This is a genomic window from Variovorax sp. 160MFSha2.1 (assembly GCF_048305075.1).
Classification (GTDB): Bacteria; Pseudomonadota; Gammaproteobacteria; order Burkholderiales; family Burkholderiaceae_C; genus Variovorax; species Variovorax guangxiensis.
This window is the reverse complement of the sequence record NZ_CP157624.1, coordinates 3,168,029-3,185,269: the sequence shown is the minus strand read 5'-3', so window position 1 is coordinate 3,185,269 and position 17,241 is coordinate 3,168,029. Positions and strand designations below refer to the sequence as shown.

16 protein-coding genes are annotated in these 17,241 nt (G+C 68.1%); 4 read left to right on the top strand and 12 right to left on the bottom strand.

Annotated elements, in window-relative coordinates; genetic code table 11:
• Positions 1–169: 169 nt before the first annotated feature.
• The gene (gene msbA / locus ABL838_RS14420; RefSeq protein ID WP_418125714.1) at positions 170–1,954 is read left to right on the top strand and encodes a lipid A export permease/ATP-binding protein MsbA; all 1,785 of its coding nucleotides are present in this window, start codon (positions 170–172) and stop codon (positions 1,952–1,954) included.
• A 10-nt stretch (positions 1,955–1,964) separates the two neighbouring features.
• Here msbA and rng read toward each other — a convergent pair whose 3' ends face one another.
• From rng to ABL838_RS14375, 9 genes are all read right to left on the bottom strand, one after another.
• On the bottom strand, positions 1,965–3,494 hold the full coding sequence (gene rng / locus ABL838_RS14415) for a ribonuclease G (protein WP_418125713.1): 1,530 nt from the start codon (positions 3,492–3,494) through the stop codon (positions 1,965–1,967).
• 135 nt (positions 3,495–3,629) lie between these two features.
• Entirely contained in the window at positions 3,630–4,232 is a 603-nt protein-coding gene (locus ABL838_RS14410; RefSeq protein ID WP_184638187.1) for a Maf family protein, read from the bottom strand.
• A 3-nt stretch (positions 4,233–4,235) separates the two neighbouring features.
• Entirely contained in the window at positions 4,236–4,940 is a 705-nt protein-coding gene (locus ABL838_RS14405) for a phytanoyl-CoA dioxygenase family protein (RefSeq protein ID WP_418125711.1), read from the bottom strand.
• Positions 4,937–5,404: a 23S rRNA (pseudouridine(1915)-N(3))-methyltransferase RlmH gene (gene rlmH, locus ABL838_RS14400; RefSeq protein WP_070060813.1), complete on the bottom strand. Its 468-nt coding sequence runs from the start codon at positions 5,402–5,404 to the stop codon at positions 4,937–4,939. The genes ABL838_RS14405 and rlmH overlap by 4 nt, the downstream gene beginning before the upstream one ends.
• Positions 5,401–6,066, bottom strand: coding sequence for a ribosome silencing factor (rsfS, locus tag ABL838_RS14395; protein WP_126019424.1), 666 nt, complete (start codon positions 6,064–6,066; stop codon positions 5,401–5,403). Before rsfS ends, rlmH begins: the two co-directional genes overlap by 4 nt.
• Positions 6,066–6,680, bottom strand: coding sequence for a nicotinate (nicotinamide) nucleotide adenylyltransferase (gene nadD, locus ABL838_RS14390; protein WP_418125710.1), 615 nt, complete (start codon positions 6,678–6,680; stop codon positions 6,066–6,068). Before nadD ends, rsfS begins: the two co-directional genes overlap by 1 nt.
• 17 nt (positions 6,681–6,697) lie before the next feature.
• Positions 6,698–7,615 carry an oxygen-dependent coproporphyrinogen oxidase gene (hemF, locus tag ABL838_RS14385; RefSeq protein WP_418125709.1) on the bottom strand — a complete coding sequence of 306 codons (918 nt, stop codon included), beginning with the start codon at positions 7,613–7,615 and terminating at the stop codon, positions 6,698–6,700.
• The gene (purD, locus tag ABL838_RS14380) at positions 7,615–8,913 is read right to left on the bottom strand and encodes a phosphoribosylamine--glycine ligase (RefSeq protein WP_126019418.1); all 1,299 of its coding nucleotides are present in this window, start codon (positions 8,911–8,913) and stop codon (positions 7,615–7,617) included. The genes hemF and purD overlap by 1 nt, the downstream gene beginning before the upstream one ends.
• 56 nt (positions 8,914–8,969) lie before the next feature.
• Positions 8,970–9,695: a YebC/PmpR family DNA-binding transcriptional regulator gene (locus tag ABL838_RS14375; protein WP_126019416.1), complete on the bottom strand. Its 726-nt coding sequence runs from the start codon at positions 9,693–9,695 to the stop codon at positions 8,970–8,972.
• Between the two features lie 126 nt (positions 9,696–9,821).
• Here ABL838_RS14375 and ABL838_RS14370 point away from each other — a divergent pair, with 126 nt between their 5' ends.
• The 3 genes from ABL838_RS14370 to ABL838_RS14360 are packed head-to-tail and all read left to right on the top strand — an operon-like array spanning position 9,822 to position 12,493.
• Entirely contained in the window at positions 9,822–10,904 is a 1,083-nt protein-coding gene (locus ABL838_RS14370) for a Rid family hydrolase (protein WP_240650476.1), read from the top strand.
• 48 nt (positions 10,905–10,952) lie between these two features.
• A complete protein-coding gene (locus ABL838_RS14365) occupies positions 10,953–11,750 on the top strand; it encodes a lysophospholipid acyltransferase family protein (protein WP_418125707.1) in 798 nt (265 codons plus the stop codon).
• Positions 11,717–12,493 (top strand): glycosyltransferase family 2 protein, encoded by a 777-nt coding sequence (locus ABL838_RS14360; RefSeq protein WP_418125706.1) that lies wholly within the window; start codon positions 11,717–11,719, stop codon positions 12,491–12,493. Before ABL838_RS14365 ends, ABL838_RS14360 begins: the two co-directional genes overlap by 34 nt.
• A 13-nt stretch (positions 12,494–12,506) precedes the next feature.
• On the opposite strand, the gene ABL838_RS14355 is transcribed toward ABL838_RS14360, so the two are convergent.
• From ABL838_RS14355 to macA, 3 genes are read right to left on the bottom strand one after another with little or no spacing between them, the layout of a single operon-like run.
• Complete coding sequence (locus ABL838_RS14355; protein ID WP_418125705.1) at positions 12,507–13,904, bottom strand: efflux transporter outer membrane subunit; 1,398 nt, start codon at positions 13,902–13,904, stop codon at positions 12,507–12,509.
• Positions 13,897–15,894 (bottom strand): macrolide ABC transporter ATP-binding protein/permease MacB, encoded by a 1,998-nt coding sequence (macB, locus tag ABL838_RS14350; RefSeq protein WP_184638199.1) that lies wholly within the window; start codon positions 15,892–15,894, stop codon positions 13,897–13,899. Before macB ends, ABL838_RS14355 begins: the two co-directional genes overlap by 8 nt.
• Entirely contained in the window at positions 15,891–17,057 is a 1,167-nt protein-coding gene (gene macA / locus ABL838_RS14345) for a macrolide transporter subunit MacA (protein WP_418125704.1), read from the bottom strand. Before macA ends, macB begins: the two co-directional genes overlap by 4 nt.
• Positions 17,058–17,241: the final 184 nt, after the last annotated feature.

Here is a 17,241-nt window from a genome sequence, read left to right as displayed (position 1 = left end):
TCATGCGGTTCGGAGAGGTTTCGGGGTGAAAAAGTTCTCCCCGGCTTCAACGGCCGACATGTTACACACTGGCCAGGGCCTGCCGTCACAAAACGTTTATCCGTCGATCCGGTCCTACAGACGGGGCAGCACCGGGCCTGCAAAGGCCCGCCCCGTAAAATCCGCCGCCATGCAAGCATCCCCCGGCGCCGAGAACGCGCGCCCTCCCCTGATGCGCCGCCTGGCGCGACTCATGACCTGGTTTGGCGGCTCCCGTCAATGGTGGGCCCTCGGACTGATCGGGGCACTGCTCGCCGCCGTCACCGAACCGCTGATGGCAGCCTTGCTCAAGCCGCTGCTCGACCGCGGCTTCACGCGCGGCCAGATGCCCCTGTGGTTCGTGCCCGCCGCCGTGCTGCTGCTGTTCGCGGTGCGCGGCATCGCCCAGTTCATTTCGCAGTACGCGCTCTCGCGCATCGCCAACGAGGGCATGCAGAAGCTGCGGCGGGTGCTGTTCGAGCGGCTGCTGGGCGCCGAGCTCGCGCTGTTCGCCCGTCAGTCGGCCAGCGCGCTTTCGAACACGGTCGTCTATGAAGTGCAGACCGGTGCGATGCTGCTGGTGCAGGCGCTGCTCGGGCTCACGCGCGACGGTTTCACGCTGATTGCGCTGCTGGGCTATCTGGTCTACCTGAACTGGAAGCTCACGCTCATCGTCGCCTTCCTGGTGCCCAGCATCTCCTGGATCATGAAGGTGTTTTCCAAGCGGCTCTACCGCCTGACGCAGCAGGGCCAGCAGGCCACCGACGAGCTGGCCTACGTGGTCGAGGAAAACGTGCTCGCCCACCGCGTGGTGCGGCTGCACGGCGCCGAAGGCGCACAGGGCCGCCGCTTCGAGCAGCTCAGCCAGCGCCTGAACCGGCTGGCCGTGAAGTCGACCATCGCCCAGGCGGCCACCACGCCGCTCACGCAGATGATGGCCTCGCTCGCGCTCTCGGTGGTGGTGATGATCGCGCTGTGGCAAAGCGGCAAGCAGGGATTCACCGTGGGCGGCTTCGTGGCCTACATCACGGCCATGCTGATGCTGATCGCGCCGATCCGCCGCCTTGCCGAAGTGGCCGGCCCGATCACGCGCGGCCTCGCCGCGCTGGAGCGCGGGCTGATCCTCATCGACGAAGTGGCGCCAGAGTCGCAAGGCAGCTTCAGCCTCGAACATGCCCAGGGCCGCATCGAGCTGCGCGACGTGCGGGTCAGCTACCGCGGCGACGACGAGCAGCGCGCGCTCGACGGCGTGAGCCTGACCATCGAGCCTGGCCAGGTGGTGGCCTTCGTGGGCCCCTCGGGTTCGGGCAAGACCACGCTGGTCAACCTGCTGCCGCGCTTCGTGCAGCCCAGCGGCGGCCAGGTGCTGCTCGATGGCCACGACACCAGCGAATGGCAGCTCAAGAGCCTGCGCGCCCAGTTCGCGATGGTGAGCCAGGACGTGGTGATGCTCAACGACACGCTGGCAGCCAACGTGGCGCTTGGCGCCGAGATCGACCGCGAGCGCGTGCAGCAATGCATAGCAGCGGCCAACCTGAACTCGCACGTCGAGAACCTGCCCCAGGGCATCGACACCGTGCTGGGCCATAACGCCACGCAGCTCTCCGGAGGTCAGCGCCAGCGCCTGGCTATCGCCCGCGCCCTCTACAAGAATGCGCCCGTGCTGCTGCTCGACGAGGCGACGTCTGCCCTCGACACCGAATCCGAGCGCCTGGTGCAGGACGCCCTGCAGCGCCTGATGCAGAACCGCACCACGCTGATCGTGGCGCACCGCCTTTCGACCATCCAGCACGCCGACCGGATCATCGTGATGGAGCAAGGCCGCATCGCCGAGCAAGGCAGCCACGAACAGCTGATGGCGCTCGACGGGCTGTATGCGCGGCTGCAGACGCTGGCCGTGCGAAGCGCACCGCCGGGGCAGGATCCGACGCTGTGATCCTGCCCGGTCAGAGCAGCACGATGTCGTACTGCCCCTGCCCGATAGCCGGCTCGGCCTGCAGCGAGATCGGCTTGCCGATGAAGTCGCTCAAACCCGCCAGGTGCTGGCTTTCCTCGTCGAGGAAGAGCTCGATCACCTGCGGCGACGAGACGATGCGGAACTCGCGCGGCGTGAACTGACGCGCCTCGCGCAAGATTTCACGCATCACGTCGTAGGCCACGCTGCGCGCGGTCTTCACGATGCCCTGCCCGCCGCAGGCGATGCAGGGTTCGCACAACATGTGCGCCAGCGATTCGCGCGTGCGCTTGCGCGTCATCTCCACCAGCCCCAGTTGCGAGAAGCCGCCCGCCGTGGTCTTCACGCGGTCGCGCGCGAGCTGCTTGCGGAACTCCGCCAGCACCTGCTCGCGGTGGTCGTCGCGGCCCATGTCGATGAAGTCGACGATGATGATCCCGCCCAGGTTGCGCAGCCGCAGCTGCCGCGCGATGGCCTGCGCTGCTTCCAGGTTGGTCTTGAAGATGGTGTCGTCGAAGTTGCGCGCGCCGACGAAGCCGCCGGTGTTCACGTCCACCGTGGTCAGGGCCTCGGTCTGATCGACCACCAGATAGCCGCCCGACTTGAGGTCGACCCGCCGGCCCAGCGCCTTGGCGATTTCCTCGTCGACCGAGTACAGGTCGAAGATCGGGCGCTCGCCCTTGTAGTGCTGCAGCTTGCCCGCTGCCTTGGGCATGTATTCGAGGCCGAACTTCAAAAGCAGCTCGAACTGCTCGCGCGAGTCGATGCGGATGGTCTGCGTCTCCTCGCCCGTCATGTCGCGCAGCACGCGCTGAAGCAGGCTCAGGTCCTGGTGCAGCAGCGACATCGGCGGCATGCGCATCGAGGCTTCGCGGATGCGCGACCAGGTCTTGCGCAGGTAAGCGATGTCTTCGGCAAGCTCCGCGTCGCTGGAGTCTTCGCCGTTGGTGCGCAGGATGAAGCCGCCCGTGTTGGCCGGCACCGCGCCGCCGCTGTCGGCCGCGGCAGCCGCCTCGATGAGCGCCAGCATGCGGGTGCGCAGCGACTCGCGCTGCTCGGCCGGGATCTTCTGCGACACGCCGATGTGGTTGTCCTGCGGCAGGAACACCAGCAGCCGCCCGGCGATGCTGATCTGCGTGGAAAGCCGGGCGCCCTTGGTGCCGATGGGATCCTTGATGACCTGCACCAGCAGCGACTGGCCTTCGAACACCTGCTTCTCGATGGGCACCATCGGTCCGCCGTTGCGGTGGTCGCGCTCGGGTGCCGGGGCGCTGGGGCGCGAGCCCGGCGTGAACGGCGCGACGATGTCGGCGACATGCAGGAAGGCAGTGCGCTCCAGGCCGATGTCGATGAAGGCCGACTGCATGCCCGGCAGCACGCGCGACACCTTGCCCAGGTAGATGTTGCCGACCAGCCCGCGCTCCAGCGTGCGCTCGACGTGCAGTTCCTGCACCGCACCGTGCTCGATCAGCGCTACGCGGGTCTCCTGCGGAGACCAATTGATCAATATGTCTTGACTCATAGGTTCGCCCCCCAGGCTGCGCGCACTTCGTGTCGCTTCGCCCACCCCCCTGCAGGGGGGCGCCGCCAGCGGCCCGGCGAAGCCGGTTCCGCGGCGGCCCTGAAAAAGAATGCGGTCTTGAGTGTCATGGCGTATTCACTTGAGCATCCCCGCCTGCCGCAAGAGTTGTGCGGTCTCGAACATGGGGAGGCCCATGATGCCCGAATAGGACCCGCTGATGTGCTCGACGAACGCCGCCGCTGCGCCCTGGATGGCGTACGCGCCGGCCTTGCCCAGCGGCTCGCCGCTTTCGGCGTAGCGGGCGATCTGCGGCTTCGTGATGTCGGCGAAGCGCACGCGCGACACGCTGAGCGCGGCATGGCTCTTTCTGCCGTGATGCAGCGCCACGGCGGTCAGCACGCGGTGGGTGGTGCCCGAGAGCATCCGCAGCATGCGAGAGGCGTCCTTTTCGTCCTCCGGCTTGCCGAGGATGGTGCGGCCGAGCGCGACCGTGGTGTCGGCGCAAAGCACCGGCGCGTCGGGCAGGCCGCGCCTGCGCATCCGGGCCACGGCGGCGTCGAGCTTCAGGCCGGTGACGCGCTGCACGTAGGTGGCCGGGGCTTCGTTGGGCAGCACGGCTTCCAGCGATTCGGCATCCTCGTCGGCATCGGCCAGCAGCAGTTCGTGGCGCACTCCGAGCTGGCCGAGCAACTGGGCGCGGCGCGGGCTCTGCGAGGCGAGGTAGATGAAATCGGGCAAGGTTCAAGTCTCCCGTGGACTCGGCTGATCGCCGGCCACCGTGTGGTTCCAGGCCAGCTCGTGCGGCAGGCCCGGAGGTCCGAAAAGAAAATGAAGGACGCGGCGACGCGCCGGCGATTTCGCGCGCGACGAGGCATGCAGCAGCAAGGGGCGCATCAGCAAGACATCGCCTTGCGCCGCGGTGCAGACGGTTTCTCCATGGGCGGCTCGCAGCGCCAGCGCTTCCTCGCCATCGAGCCGACCGGCGCGGTGGCTGCCCGGCACGACGCGCAGCGGTCCTGCGTCGGCGCCGCAGTCGTCCAGATGCACCCGAACAGCGAGCAGCGATTGCAGGACGTCGATCGGAGGCTGTACGTAGGGCTCGCCCTCCTTGATGACGGCGGCCATGCCGGCGCCCGAGGCCGGGATCGACGTGTCCTGGTGCAGCGCGACCAGCCAGTTGCTGTCGGGCGTCTTGTCGAAGAGCGTGCATTGCACGGCTACCGACCGGGCATCGAGCAGGCCCATGCCGCACAGCCGCGCTTTCAGGCGAACCGCGATGTCGCTGCAAAACGGATGGGCCAGCAGGTTGCGGCTGCCCGCCGCGTGGCCCAGCCGGTCGTCGAGCGACCGCGCGGCGGCATCCAGGAGTTCGGCCGGCAGCAGCGCCGGCACCAGCGCATGGCCCCGTTCGTCGAGCAACGCGACGTGCCCGGCGGCGTTCGTCATTCGCGGTGGTAGGGATGGCCCGCGTTGACCGACCACGCACGGTACAACTGCTCGACCAGCAGCACGCGCGCCATCGCGTGCGGCAGCGTGAGGTCGGATAGCCGGATGCGTTCGTGCGCCGCCGCCTTGAAGGCCGGGTCGAGCCCGTCGGGCCCGCCGATGACGAGGGCTACGTCATCGCCCTCGCCCTGCCAGGTCTGCAGGCGCGCGGCGAGCGCCTTGGTGGTCAGCGCGGTACCTCGCTCGTCGAGCACCACGATGCGCATTCCGCGCGCAATGGCGCCTTCGATGCGCTCGCGCTCGGCGGCGTAGAGGGTTTCCAGCGTCTTTGAACCGCGCGGCTCGGTCTTGACCGCGCGCAGTTCGAGCTTGAGCTCGGGCGGAAAGCGCTTGGCGTAGTCGTCCCAGGCAGTCTGTGCCCAATCGGGCATGCGCTGCCCGACGGCGACCACCAGCAGCTTCATGCGCGGCGGGCTGGCGCCTTCCTGGCGGCCGTGGTCTTCTTTGCCGCCGGCTTCTTGGCGGCGGGCTTGCCCACGACCTTGACCGGCACGCGCGCGGTGGTGGTTGCGGCCTTCTTGGCGGGAGCCTTCTTCGCAGCCGTCTTCTTGGCCGGGGCCTTCGCGGCCTTGGCTTCCTGCTCGGCCGCGCGGATCGCGGTCTTGGCGGCGCTCGAACGGCGCAGCGTCGGGGCCTTGGCGGCGGCCTTCTTCTCTTCGGCGCCGGCCTTGGAGGCGGTGGCTACCGCGGGCTTGGTGCCGCCGAGCTTGGCGCGCACCGGCTTGTCGCCCCAGATCTCTTCCAGGTGGTAGTACTGGCGGATGGCGGGCTGCATGATGTGCGCGACGGCCGAACCGCAGTCCACGATGATCCACTCGCCGTTGTCCTCACCCTCCACGCGCGGCTTGGCGAAGCCGGCCTCGCGTACCGCGTCGCGCACACTGGCGGCCAGCGCCTTGGTCTGGCGGTTGGAGGTGCCCGAGGCAACGATCACACGCTCGAACAGTGGCGAGAGATGCTCGGTGTCGAATACCTGGATGTCCTGCGCCTTGACGTCTTCGAGGCCATCGATGATGGCTCGCTGGAGTTTCTGGGTGTCTTTCTTGGCGGCGGCTTCAGTGGTCATCAGGCAGTGCGGTAGAGGTGGTGTTGGTCAATATAGCGTGCAACCGTGGGAGGAACCAGCGAGGAAATGTCCACGCCGAGCGCCGCGCGCCGCCGGATCTCGGTGGCGCTGATGTCCATGGGAGGCAGTTCGAGCGCCTCGAAACGCGCGCCAGCAGGAAGGCCGGGCAGTGATTTCGGATCAAAACGGGCAGTGTTACCCGTCGATAGTGCGCGATACGCTACAGAAACAATAGCAATGCCGAGTATATCCTGCCAGCCGTGCCAGGTCGGCAGCGCGCTGGCCTGGTCGGCGCCCATGATCAGCACCAGCTGGGCACCCGGCTGCTCGCGCTGCAGTTCGTGCAGGGTGTCGAGCGTGTAGGTGGGGCCGTCGCGCAGCACCTCGCGGCTGTCGACGACGATGGTGCCCTTCAGGTCGCCGAAGGCCAGCCGGGCCATGGCGAGGCGATCCTCCTTCGGCGTGAGCGCCCTGCTCTTGTGCCAGGCCAGGCCGGTGGGAATCACATGCAGCTCGTCGAGATCGAGCTGCGCCAGCGCGGCTTCGGCAAGGGCCACGTGGGCGTTGTGCGGTGGATCGAACGCGCCGCCAAACACGCCGATGCGGCGTTGCACCTTACCGGGAGGAGAGTTCACAACCAATCTCGCCGCACGATGAAGTCGCTGTAGAGCGCGGCTTCGGGGCTGCCCGGCTCGGGCTGCTGCTGGTAGGCCCAACTCGCCAGCGGCGGCATCGACAGCAGGATCGATTCCGTGCGCCCGCCCGATTGCAGGCCGAAGTGCGTGCCGCGGTCCCACACGAGGTTGAATTCCACGTACCGGCCACGCCGGTAGAGCTGGAAGTTGCGCTCACGCTCCGTGTATGGCGTGGCGCGGCGGCGCTCGACGATGGGCAGGTAGGCCGGCAGGAAGCTGTCGCCCACCGAGCGGATCATCGCGAAGCTGTTCTCGAAGCCGCCTTCGGAGAAATCGTCGAAGAAGATGCCGCCGACGCCGCGCTGCTCGTTGCGGTGCTTGAGGAAGAAATACTCGTCGCACCAGGTCTTGAAGCGCGGGTACTTGTCGTCGCCGAACGCGGCAAGCGAATCGCGGCACACGGTGTGGAAGTGCAGCGCGTCTTCCTCGAAACCGTAGCAGGGCGTGAGGTCCATGCCGCCGCCGAACCAGCAGACCGGTTCCTTGCCCTCGGGGAGCGCGGCGAGCATGCGCACGTTCATGTGGACGATTGGCACGTACGGATTGCGCGGATGGAACACCAGCGACACGCCCATCGCCTCGAAGGGCGCGCCCGCCAACTCGGGGCGGTTCTGCGTCGCCGAGGGCGGCAGCTTCGGACCGCGCACCTGCGAGAAACCGCAGCCCGCGCGCTCGAAGAGCTCGCCGCCTTCGAGGATGCAGGTCAGGCCGTTGCCCTGCAGCGGCTCGCCGGGCGCCTTCTGCCAGGCATCGCGCACGCAGGTGCCGCCGTCGGCCTTCTCGACAGCCGCGATGATCGACTGCTGCAGTCCGCGCAGGTACTCGCCGACCGCCGCCGGATTGGCCTGCTGCATCAGCTGCCGTGGGGGTTGCGTGCGTGCACCGCGCGGAAGCCGATGTCCTTGCGGTACTGGGCGCCATCGAAGCTGACGCGCGCCGCGACCTCATAGGCCCGCTGCTGCGCCTGCTTCACGCTGTCGGCCAGAACGGTCACGCACAGCACCCGGCCGCCGCTGGTCTTGAGCTCGCCGTTGTCGAGCGTGGTGCCCGCGTGGAATACCACCGCATCGGGCGCCTCGGCCGGAATGCCGGTGATGCGGTCGCCCTTGCGCGGCGACAGCGGATAGCCGTGCGCGGCCATGACCACGCCCATCGCCACGCGGCGGTCCCACTGCAGTTCGACCTGGTCGAGCGTGCCGTCGGTGGCGTGCCAGAAGACTTCGAACAGGTCGGACTTGAGCCGCATCATGATCGGCTGCGTCTCGGGGTCGCCCATGCGGCAGTTGAATTCGAGCGTCTTGGGGTGGCCGGCCGCGTCGATCATGAGGCCGGCGTACAGGAAGCCGGTGTACGGGATGCCGTCCTTTTCCATGCCGCGGATGGTCGGCAGGATGATCTCGCGCATGGCGCGCGCATGCACCTCGGCCGTGACCACCGGCGCGGGCGAATACGCGCCCATGCCGCCGGTGTTGGGGCCTTCGTCGTTGTCCAGCAGGCGCTTGTGGTCCTGGCTGGTGGCCAGCGCGGTCACGTTCTTGCCGTCGCACAGCACGATGAAGCTGGCTTCCTCGCCCTGCAGGAATTCCTCGATGACGACGCGCGCGCCGCCTTCGTTGTGGGACACGCCGAACTTGTTGTCGACCAGCATGAAGTCGACGGCCTCGTGCGCTTCCTCGGCCGTCATGGCGACCACCACGCCCTTGCCGGCTGCCAGGCCGTCGGCCTTGACGACGATGGGGGCGCCCTTGGCGTCGATGTAGGCGTGCGCGGCTGCGGCGTCGGTGAAGGCCTCGTACTCGGCCGTCGGGATCTTGTGGCGCTTCATGAAGGCCTTGGAGAAGGCCTTCGAGCTTTCGAGCTGCGCGGCGGCCTGGGTCGGGCCGAAGATGCGCAGGCCGTGCGCGCGGAACTCGTCGACCACGCCGGCCGCCAGCGGCGCCTCGGGACCGACCACCGTCAGCGCGATCTTTTCCTTGATGGCCCACTCGCGCAGCGCGGCGGGCTCGGTGATGTCGATGCAGTCGTAGCGCTCGTCGCTGGCGGTGCCGCCATTGCCCGGCGCCACGTACACGCGGCTCACCCGTGCGGCCTGCGCCAGGCGCCATGCCAGAGCGTGTTCGCGGCCCCCTCCCCCAATTACCAGTACCTTCATTCGCGGGCCTTCATTTCTCGCTGTGATTCAACAAACATTCATTCGACGACGGCAGCTCACTCGGACAGCGAGGCGTTGTGATAGACGTCCTGCACATCGTCCAGGTCCTCGAGCACGTCGAGCAGCTTCTGCATTCTTGCGGCGTCCTCGCCGGTCACTTCCACCGTGTTCTCGGCGCGCATGGTGACTTCGGCGGCGTCGGGCTTCAGGCCGGCGGCTTCGAGCGCGTTCTTCACGGCCTCGAATTCGGCTACGGAGGTGATCACCTCGATGGCGCCGTCGTCGTCGGTGACAACGTCTTCCGCGCCCGCCTCGAGGGCCGCTTCCATCACCTTGTCCTCGCTGGTGCCGGGCGCGAAGATGATCTGGCCGCAGTGCTTGAACTGGAAGGCCACCGAGCCTTCGGTGCCCATGTTGCCGCCGTGCTTGGAGAAGGCGTGGCGCACTTCGGCCACGGTGCGCACGCGGTTGTCGGTCATGGTGTCGACGATGATTGCCGCGCCGCCGATGCCGTACCCTTCGTAACGAATTTCTTCGTAATTGACGCCTTCGAGGTTGCCCGTGGCCTTGTCGATGTTGCGCTTGATGGTGTCGATGGGCAGGTTGACGGCCTTGGCCTTTTCAACCGCCAGCCGCAGCCGGGGGTTGGCGCCCAGATCGGCGCCGCCGGCGCGGGCGGCTACCGTGATTTCGCGGATCGCGCGGGTCCAGAGCTTGCCCCGCTTCTCGTCCTGGCGGCCCTTCCGGTGCTGAATATTCGCCCACTTGCTATGTCCGGCCATGGCTTTCTATCTCGCTGTCCTGTGTTTCTGTGTCAATCCGAGCAGCCCCGAGTTTACTGTCCGGCGCACACAACGCCGGCCCTGGAGGCCGGAATTCGGGTCAATGCTTTTGGTGATAATTGTTCGATGACGCCATCGCCTTCCGTCGGGCCCGGGAATCCCGACACCCCGTCGCACGCCACCTTGCCGCAGCGCCACGAGACCCATCTGCGCGTCGAGCGCCTGTCGCTGCCGGCCAGCCTGGCGCTGGCGACCGACGGCAAGGCCCCCTTCGCCGCGCTCGGCTACGGCACGCCGCACGGCGTGGCCTGGATGCCGACGGTCAACGCGCGCGTGCTCTCCGACAGCGGCGCCATGGCCGACGTGTGGCACGCGGGCGGTGCGCAGATCAAGTCGGGCACCACCGGCATCGCGCGCTGGCGCACCGACGGCCACTGGCTGCTCGGCGCCATCGACCTCGACGAATCCGCCGAGAAGCAGGGCCTGGCCGAACTCGCGCACCGCGCCTACCGCGATCTTTTCAAGACGCTGGACCAGGCCGGCACGCCGCACCTGCAGCGCATCTGGAACTACCTGCCGCAGATCAACGCCGACGGCGGCGGCCTGGAGCGCTACCGCCAGTTCAACCTGGGCCGCCAGGAAGCTTTCCTCGAAGCCGGCCGCGCAGCCTTCGAAGGCGCGCCGGCCGCCTGCGCGCTGGGCATCCACCAGGGTGCGCTGTCGATCCGCTTCCTGGCCGGCCAGCAGGCGCCGCTGCCGGTCGAGAATCCGCGGCAGGTTTCGGCCTACCGCTATCCCGAAACCTACGGCCCCCGCTCTCCGACCTTCTCCCGCGCCGCGCTGGCTGACACCGGCGACGGCAACCTCGCCCTCTTCATCTCCGGCACCGCGAGCATCGTCGGCCACGAGACCGTGCACCATGGCGACGTGCAAGAGCAGACGCGCGAGACCTTGCGTAACCTGCAGGCCGTCATCACAGCCGCGAACGAGCGCTGCAGCGCGACCTTCTCGCTGGCCGGGCTCGACTGCGTGGTCTACGTGCGGCACCCTTCCGACACCGCCACGGTGCGCGCCGTCATCGAGGAAGCGCTGGGCGCCGACGCGCCGATGGCTCGCCACGCCGTATATCTCGAGGCGGACATCTGCCGCAGCGACCTGCTGGTCGAGATCGAGGCCCACGCCGTCGCCGCGGGGCAGCTGCGGGCCTGACCGGCTATTGCCCGGCCGTTCCGTCCTTCCGTCCGATTGACCGATTCAATGAACCGCGTGCTGAGATTTCTCACGTCGATTCCGCTCGCGTTGATGCTCTATGCGCTGCTGCTGTTTCTCGGCCTGATTTCGCTGGTCTGGAACATCTTCGCCATGCTCATCCATCCGGTGATGCCGGCGGCGCCCGCCCGTGCCCTGGGCCGCATGACCATCGCCTTCGCCTACCGCATGTTCTGGTGGCTGGCCTCGGTGACCGGCATGATGCGCATCGACGCCAGCTGCCTCGACCCGATGAGCAAGGAGCCCGGCGTGATCTTCGTGGCCAACCACCCGACCATGCTCGACGCGCTGCTGCTGGTGGCGCGGCTGCCGCGCAGCGCCTGCATCATGAAGGCCGACCTGATGGGCAACATCTTCCTGGGCGCGGGCGCCCGGCTGGCGCGCTACATCAGCAACAAGTCGGCACGCACCATGGTGCGGCTGGCGGTGAACGACCTGCGCAACGGCGGCCAGCTGGTGATCTTCCCCGAGGGCACCCGCACGGTGACGCCGCCGCTCAACCCGTTCCGCCCGGGCACCACGCTGATCGCCAAGCTGGCGCAGGCGCCGATCCAGACGGTGTTCATCGACACCGACTCGCCCTACCTCGCCAAGGGCTGGCCGCTGTGGCGCGTGCCGCCGCTGCCCATCGTCTTCAGGCTGCGGCTGGGCAAGCGCTTCGCGCCCACGCAGGACAGCGACGTGCTGCAGGCCGAACTCGAACAATACTTCCGACAAAACATGGAGCAGCGCGCCACCGACGCGTCCCCCGAATGCCAGACGCCTCGCGCACACACCTTGTCCTGATCCCCAGCTACAACACCGGCGAGCGCCTGTTCTCCACGGTCGCCGCCGCGCGCGCGCAATGGAACCCGGTGTGGGTGGTGGTCGACGGCAGCGACGACGGCACCGGCGAGCGCCTGCAACAGATGGCCGAGGGCGACCCGGGCCTGCGCGTGTGGGTGCTGCCGCAGAACCAGGGCAAGGGCTCAGCCGTGCTGCACGGCCTGCGCGCCGCGAAGGAGGCCGGCTTCACCCACGCGCTGACGATGGACTCCGACGGCCAGCATCCGGCCGACCTGATCCCCGCCTTCATGCAAGCCTCGCTGGCTCGCCCCGAAACCATGGTGCTCGGCCGCCCGGTGTTCGACGCCAGCGCGCCGCTGCTGCGCGTGCGCGGCCGGCGCGTGTCGAACGGCTGGACGCAGCTCGAAACCCTGTTCGCGGGCGTCGGCGATTCGCTCTACGGTTTTCGCGTGTATCCGGTGACCGACCTGATCGCGGTGATGGCGCGCCAGCCCTGGATGCGCCGCTTCGACTTCGACACCGAGGCCGTCGTGCGGCTGGCCTGGCGCGGCGTGAAGCCGGTCAACATCGACGCACCGGTGAAATACCTGACGGCCGAGGAAGGCGGCGTCTCGCACTTCCGCTATGGCCGCGACAACGTGCTGCTCACCTGGATGCACACACGGCTTATGGTCGAGTTCGTGCTGCGCCTGCCCCTGCTGCTGCTGCGCAAGCTGGCGAAGAAGCCGCCGTTCCAGGACTGAGGAAGCCGTCCGGCTACGACGCGTCGGCCGCCCCGCCCAGCGCCTTGTAGAGCGTCATCGTCGCGTTGAGCTGGTTCAGCCGGTTCTGCGCCAGCGACACCTCGGCCGCGCGGCGCCTGTCCTTCGCGTCGAGCACCGGCTGCAGCGCGGTCGCCCCCGCGCGGTAGCGCACTTCCGACAGGCGCTCGGCGCGCTGTGCCTCCTGCAGCGCCAGCACCAGGCTCTCGCTTTCGGCACGCAGCTGCGTGCGTGACGACAACGCGTTCTCGACCTCCGACAGCGCCGTGTACAGCGACTGCCTGAAGCCCACCACCGCCTCTTCGTACTGCGTCTGCGACACGGCCACCGTCAGCCGCGCGGTATTCCATTGCAGGAACGGCAGCGTCAGCCCGGCGCCCAGCGTGCCGACGGGGTTCTTCAGCAGTTCGCCGAGCGCGGTGCTCGACGTGCCCAGCGTGCCCGTCAGGCTCAGCGTGGGATAGAAGCCGGTGCGCGTGGCGTCTACGTTTGCCAGCGCGCTGCGCAGGCGCTGCTCGGCAGCGCGCAGGTCGGGGCGGCGGCCCAGCAGGCTCGCGGGCACGCCGGCATCGATGGAGGGCAATGCGATGTCGGGCAGTTGCGCCGGCTCGGCGGCCATCGGCTCCGGCGGCTGGTCGAACAGGATCGCCAGCGCGTTGCGTGCCTCCACGCGCTGCTGCAGCAGTTGAGTGTGGGCGGCTTCCTGCGTCGCGAGATTCTGGCCGGCCTGCGCCACGTCCAGCCCCGACACCGCGCCCGCCGCGTATTTGACCCGCGCCAGCGCGAGGATGCGCCGGCCGTCTTCCATGCCCGCCTCGCTCAGCGCGATGCGCTGGTTCAGGTAGCCGGTCTGCCAATAGAGCCCCGCCACGGTGCCGATCAATGACAGCGCAGTCGCCTGCCGGTCGGACTCGGTGGCCTTCAGCTCCCAGTCGGCGGCGCTGCGCAGCGCCGAGAGCCGGCCCCACAGGTCGATCTCGTAGCTCAGCGCCACTGACGAGTTCGACGCCGAGCCGGCGACGCCGCCGCGCTTGAGGTCGTAGCTGCGGCTGGTGCTGGCCTGCCCGATCACGCCCGGCGTGAGATTCGTGTTCGTGAGCCCGGCTTGCAGCTGAGCGCGCTGCACGCGGATGCCGGCCACCGCCAGGTTGTTATTGGTGCGCAGTGCGTTGTCGATCAGCCGGTCGAGCTGCGGATCATCGAAGGCCGTCCACCAGTTGGCGGACAGCGCCACCGCGGCCCCGGTGGTCGCGGGCGAAGCCGACTGCTGCCAGCGCGGCGGAATGTCGAACGGCCGCTGGGCGCGCTGCTCCGGCTGGAACAGTGTGCAGCCGCCCAGGGCGAGCACCGCGATGGCCACCGAGGCCAGGGAAAGAACATGCGCCTTACTCACGAGCCAGCGCCTCGATGGGGTCCAGCCGCGCCGCGTTGCGCGCTGGCAGGTAGCCGAACAGCACGCCGATCAGCGATGCACAGAGAAACGCCGAAACCACGGCGCCGATTGAAAAGATCATCTGCCATTGCTTGACGAGAAGCGAAAAGAGAAAGCTGATGCCGTACGAGAGCGTCACACCGATCAGGCCGCCCACCAGGCACACCAGCACCGCCTCGGTCAGGAACTGCTGCAGCACGTCGCTCTGGCGCGCGCCCACCGCCATGCGGATGCCGATCTCGCGGGTGCGCTCGGTCACCGACACCAGCATGATGTTCATCACGCCGATGCCGCCCACCACCAGCGAGATCACCGCGATGAGCGACAGCAGCAGCGTCAGCGACTGGCTGGTGCGTTCCGCCGTCTTGACGATGCTGTCCATGTTGAAGGTGAAGAAATCCTTGGTGCCGTGGCGCAGCGTGAGCAGCTTGACGATGCTGTCCTCGGCCGCCTTGGTGGGCTGGTCGTCGCGGATGCGCACCGTGATGTTGTCGAAGTGCTGCTGCCCGAAGAGCCGGCTCGCGCCCGTGCTGTAGGGCAGCCAGAGGTTGAGCGACTTGTTGCCGTCGCCGAACACCGTCTTCTTCTCCTGCGCCACGCCGATCACCGTGCATGGCAGGCTGCCCACGAGGATGATCTTGCCCACCGGTTCGGTTCCGTCGGGAAACAGCTTGCGCCGCGTGTTCTGGTCGATAACAACCACCTGCGACTGGTGGCGCACGTCGGAGGCGGTGAAGGCCGCGCCGCTGGCCATCTGCATGTCGCGCACGCGGAAGAAACTGTCGCTCACGCCGTTGACCGTGCCGTTGATGTCCACGCTGCGGTAGCGCAGCCGCAGGCTGCGCGAGGTCACGGGCGTCACGCTGTGAACGTAGGGCTGCGCCGCGATGGCGTCGAGGTCGGGAGGTATCAGCGTGCGGATGCTCGACGCCTTGTCGTCGCCGAAGTCGCGGCCCGGGTACACATCGAGCGTGTTGGTGCCGATGGCGCGGATGTCCGACAGCACGTAGCGCTTGGCGCCCTCTCCTATCGCCACGATCGACACCACCGAAGTGATGCCGATGACGATGCCCAGCATGGTGAGCGCCGTGCGCATGCGGTGCGCCATCATCGAGCGCCAGGCCATGCGGAAGGCTTCCGCGAAGCGGGCCCAGCCGGTGTTGAAGCGGGCGATGCCCAGCCCGGGCTTCGTCATCGCAGCCGAAGGGTCGCCTTCGGCCTGCGAAGCCTCCTGCGCCGGGGCCGCCACGGTCGGCACACTCGGCACGTTCGGCCTGTCGCCCACGATCACGCCATCGGCGATCTCGATGATGCGTTCGGTGCAGCTCGCCACCTGCATGTCGTGCGTCACGATGATGATCGTGTGGCCCTGGGCATGCAGCTCGCGCAGGATGCCGATCACCTCCTGGCCGCTGCGGCTGTCGAGCGCACCGGTCGGCTCGTCCGCCAGGATCACCTGCCCGCCATTCATGAGCGCGCGCGCGATGCTCACGCGCTGCTGCTGGCCGCCCGAGAGCTGGCTGGGCCGGTGCTCGGTGCGGTCGCCCAGCCCGAGCCGCGCGAGCAGCTGGCGCGCACGCGAGTCGCGCGCCTGGCCGTCGGTGCCGGCGTACACCGCGGGCACCTCGACGTTGCCGGTGGCCGTCAGGTGCTGCATCAGGTGGTAGCGCTGGAAGATGAAGCCGAAGTGCTCGCGCCGCAGTTCGGCCAGCGCGTCGCTGTCGAGCGCCCCCACGTCCTGGCCGGAGACGGTGTAGGAGCCCGTGCTCGGCCGGTCGAGGCAGCCCAGGATGTTCATCAGCGTCGACTTGCCCGAACCCGAGGCGCCGACGATGGCCAGCATTTCGCCGCTGCCGACGTCGAGGTTCACGTCCTTCAGCACCTGCACTTCCTGCTCGCCCGAGGGAAAGCTGCGGCCGATGCCGCGCAGGCTGAGCAGCGGCTGCGTCATTGAGGCTTGCCCCGTCCGCCGCCGTTGTCGGCGGTCTCGCCGCGCTCGGGTACCGCCGAGGCGTCGCCGGTGATGACGCTGTCGCCCTCCTTCAGGCCTTCGAGCACCTGCGCCTGGAAGTTGTTGGAGATGCCGACGCGCACCTTGCGCGTCTCCACGGTCTGGTCGGGCTTGAGCACGCGCACCTCCTGGCGGCCGTCCTTGTCGCGCGCGCCCAGCGCCGTGAGCGGCACCGTCAGCGCCTGCCTGGCCTCGCCCAGCAGGATCGCGACCTGCGCCGTCATGTCCACGCGCAGCGTGCGGTCGGGGTTGGGCACGTCGAACAGCGCGTTGAAGAACACGGCGTTGTTGATCTTCTCCGGCGAAGGCTGCACCGCGCGCAGCGTGCCGTGATAGCGCTTGTCGGGGTCGCCGAGGATGGTGAAGTACACCGGCTGCCCCGGCTTCACGCGCACCACGTCGGCCTCGGACACCTGCGCCTTCACGGTCATGGTCGACAGGTCGGCCAGCTTCATCAGCGTGGGCACCTGAAAAGCGGCGACCACGGTCTGGCCTTCGAGCGTGTTGATGGAGACGACGTCGCCGTCGATGGGCGCGACGATGCGCGTGTACGACAGGTTCTGCTGCGCCGAGGCGACGGCCAGCTTCTGCTGGCGGATCTGAGCCTCGAGCGACACCGCGTCTGCACGCAGTGCGCGTAGTTCGGCGTCGGCGCTCTCCATGTCCTGCCTGGCGGCGGCGTCCTGCGCGAGCATTTCCTGCTGCCGAGTCCAGGTGAGCTGCGCCTGCTTGACGCGCACTTCCTTCGCGAGCTTCTGCGCCTGCAGGTTGTCGAGCCTGGCCTGCTCCTGCGCCAGGGTGTTCTGCGAGATGACGGGGTCGATCTCGGCGAGCCAGTCGCCCTTCTTCACCGTCTGCCCGAGCACCACCTTCAGCGACTTGAGCTGGCCGCTCACCTGAGCGCCCACCTCCACCTGCTTGAGCGCCTGCAGCACGCCGGTGGCGAGCACCGCGTTCTCGAGATCGGTGCGCTGCACCGTGGCGGTGAGGTATTCGCTTTTTTTCGCCGGCCGCAGCCATGAAGAGGCGATGACGACCAGCACGATGAAAAAGGCAATGCCGATCAGGTATTTGCGCGATCGCCGGGGTGGGTTATTGGGCATGCGGAAGGAAATGGATGAAAGGCTCCGGGGCGGGCCGCTTTCCTTCAAGAAGAATTCGGCGCCGGAAAAGAAGTTCCGGAGAAGCTCCACGGTTTTCGCACGATCCTAGCCGCGTTTGCTGAAGGACTTTTAAAGACCTGCGCAGTGCATTGACACCATCCTCTTACAAGGGAACGCCCTGCGG

What these genes read in the sequence shown, in the direction of transcription:
- ABL838_RS14370 (WP_240650476.1), top strand. Translation starts at nt 9,822, where the DNA reads ATGACGCCATCGCCTTCCGTCGGGCCCGGGAATCCCGACACCCCGTCG.
- macB (WP_184638199.1), bottom strand. Translation starts at nt 15,894, where the DNA reads ATGACGCAGCCGCTGCTCAGCCTGCGCGGCATCGGCCGCAGCTTTCCC.
- rlmH (WP_070060813.1), bottom strand. Translation starts at nt 5,404, where the DNA reads ATGAAGCTGCTGGTGGTCGCCGTCGGGCAGCGCATGCCCGATTGGGCA.
- ABL838_RS14405 (WP_418125711.1), bottom strand. Translation starts at nt 4,940, where the DNA reads ATGACGAACGCCGCCGGGCACGTCGCGTTGCTCGACGAACGGGGCCAT.
- ABL838_RS14375 (WP_126019416.1), bottom strand. Translation starts at nt 9,695, where the DNA reads ATGGCCGGACATAGCAAGTGGGCGAATATTCAGCACCGGAAGGGCCGC.
- ABL838_RS14360 (WP_418125706.1), top strand. Translation starts at nt 11,717, where the DNA reads ATGCCAGACGCCTCGCGCACACACCTTGTCCTGATCCCCAGCTACAAC.
- rng (WP_418125713.1), bottom strand. Translation starts at nt 3,494, where the DNA reads ATGAGTCAAGACATATTGATCAATTGGTCTCCGCAGGAGACCCGCGTA.
- hemF (WP_418125709.1), bottom strand. Translation starts at nt 7,615, where the DNA reads ATGCAGCAGGCCAATCCGGCGGCGGTCGGCGAGTACCTGCGCGGACTG.
- purD (WP_126019418.1), bottom strand. Translation starts at nt 8,913, where the DNA reads ATGAAGGTACTGGTAATTGGGGGAGGGGGCCGCGAACACGCTCTGGCA.
- macA (WP_418125704.1), bottom strand. Translation starts at nt 17,057, where the DNA reads ATGCCCAATAACCCACCCCGGCGATCGCGCAAATACCTGATCGGCATT.
- msbA (WP_418125714.1), top strand. Translation starts at nt 170, where the DNA reads ATGCAAGCATCCCCCGGCGCCGAGAACGCGCGCCCTCCCCTGATGCGC.
- rsfS (WP_126019424.1), bottom strand. Translation starts at nt 6,066, where the DNA reads ATGACCACTGAAGCCGCCGCCAAGAAAGACACCCAGAAACTCCAGCGA.
- ABL838_RS14365 (WP_418125707.1), top strand. Translation starts at nt 10,953, where the DNA reads ATGAACCGCGTGCTGAGATTTCTCACGTCGATTCCGCTCGCGTTGATG.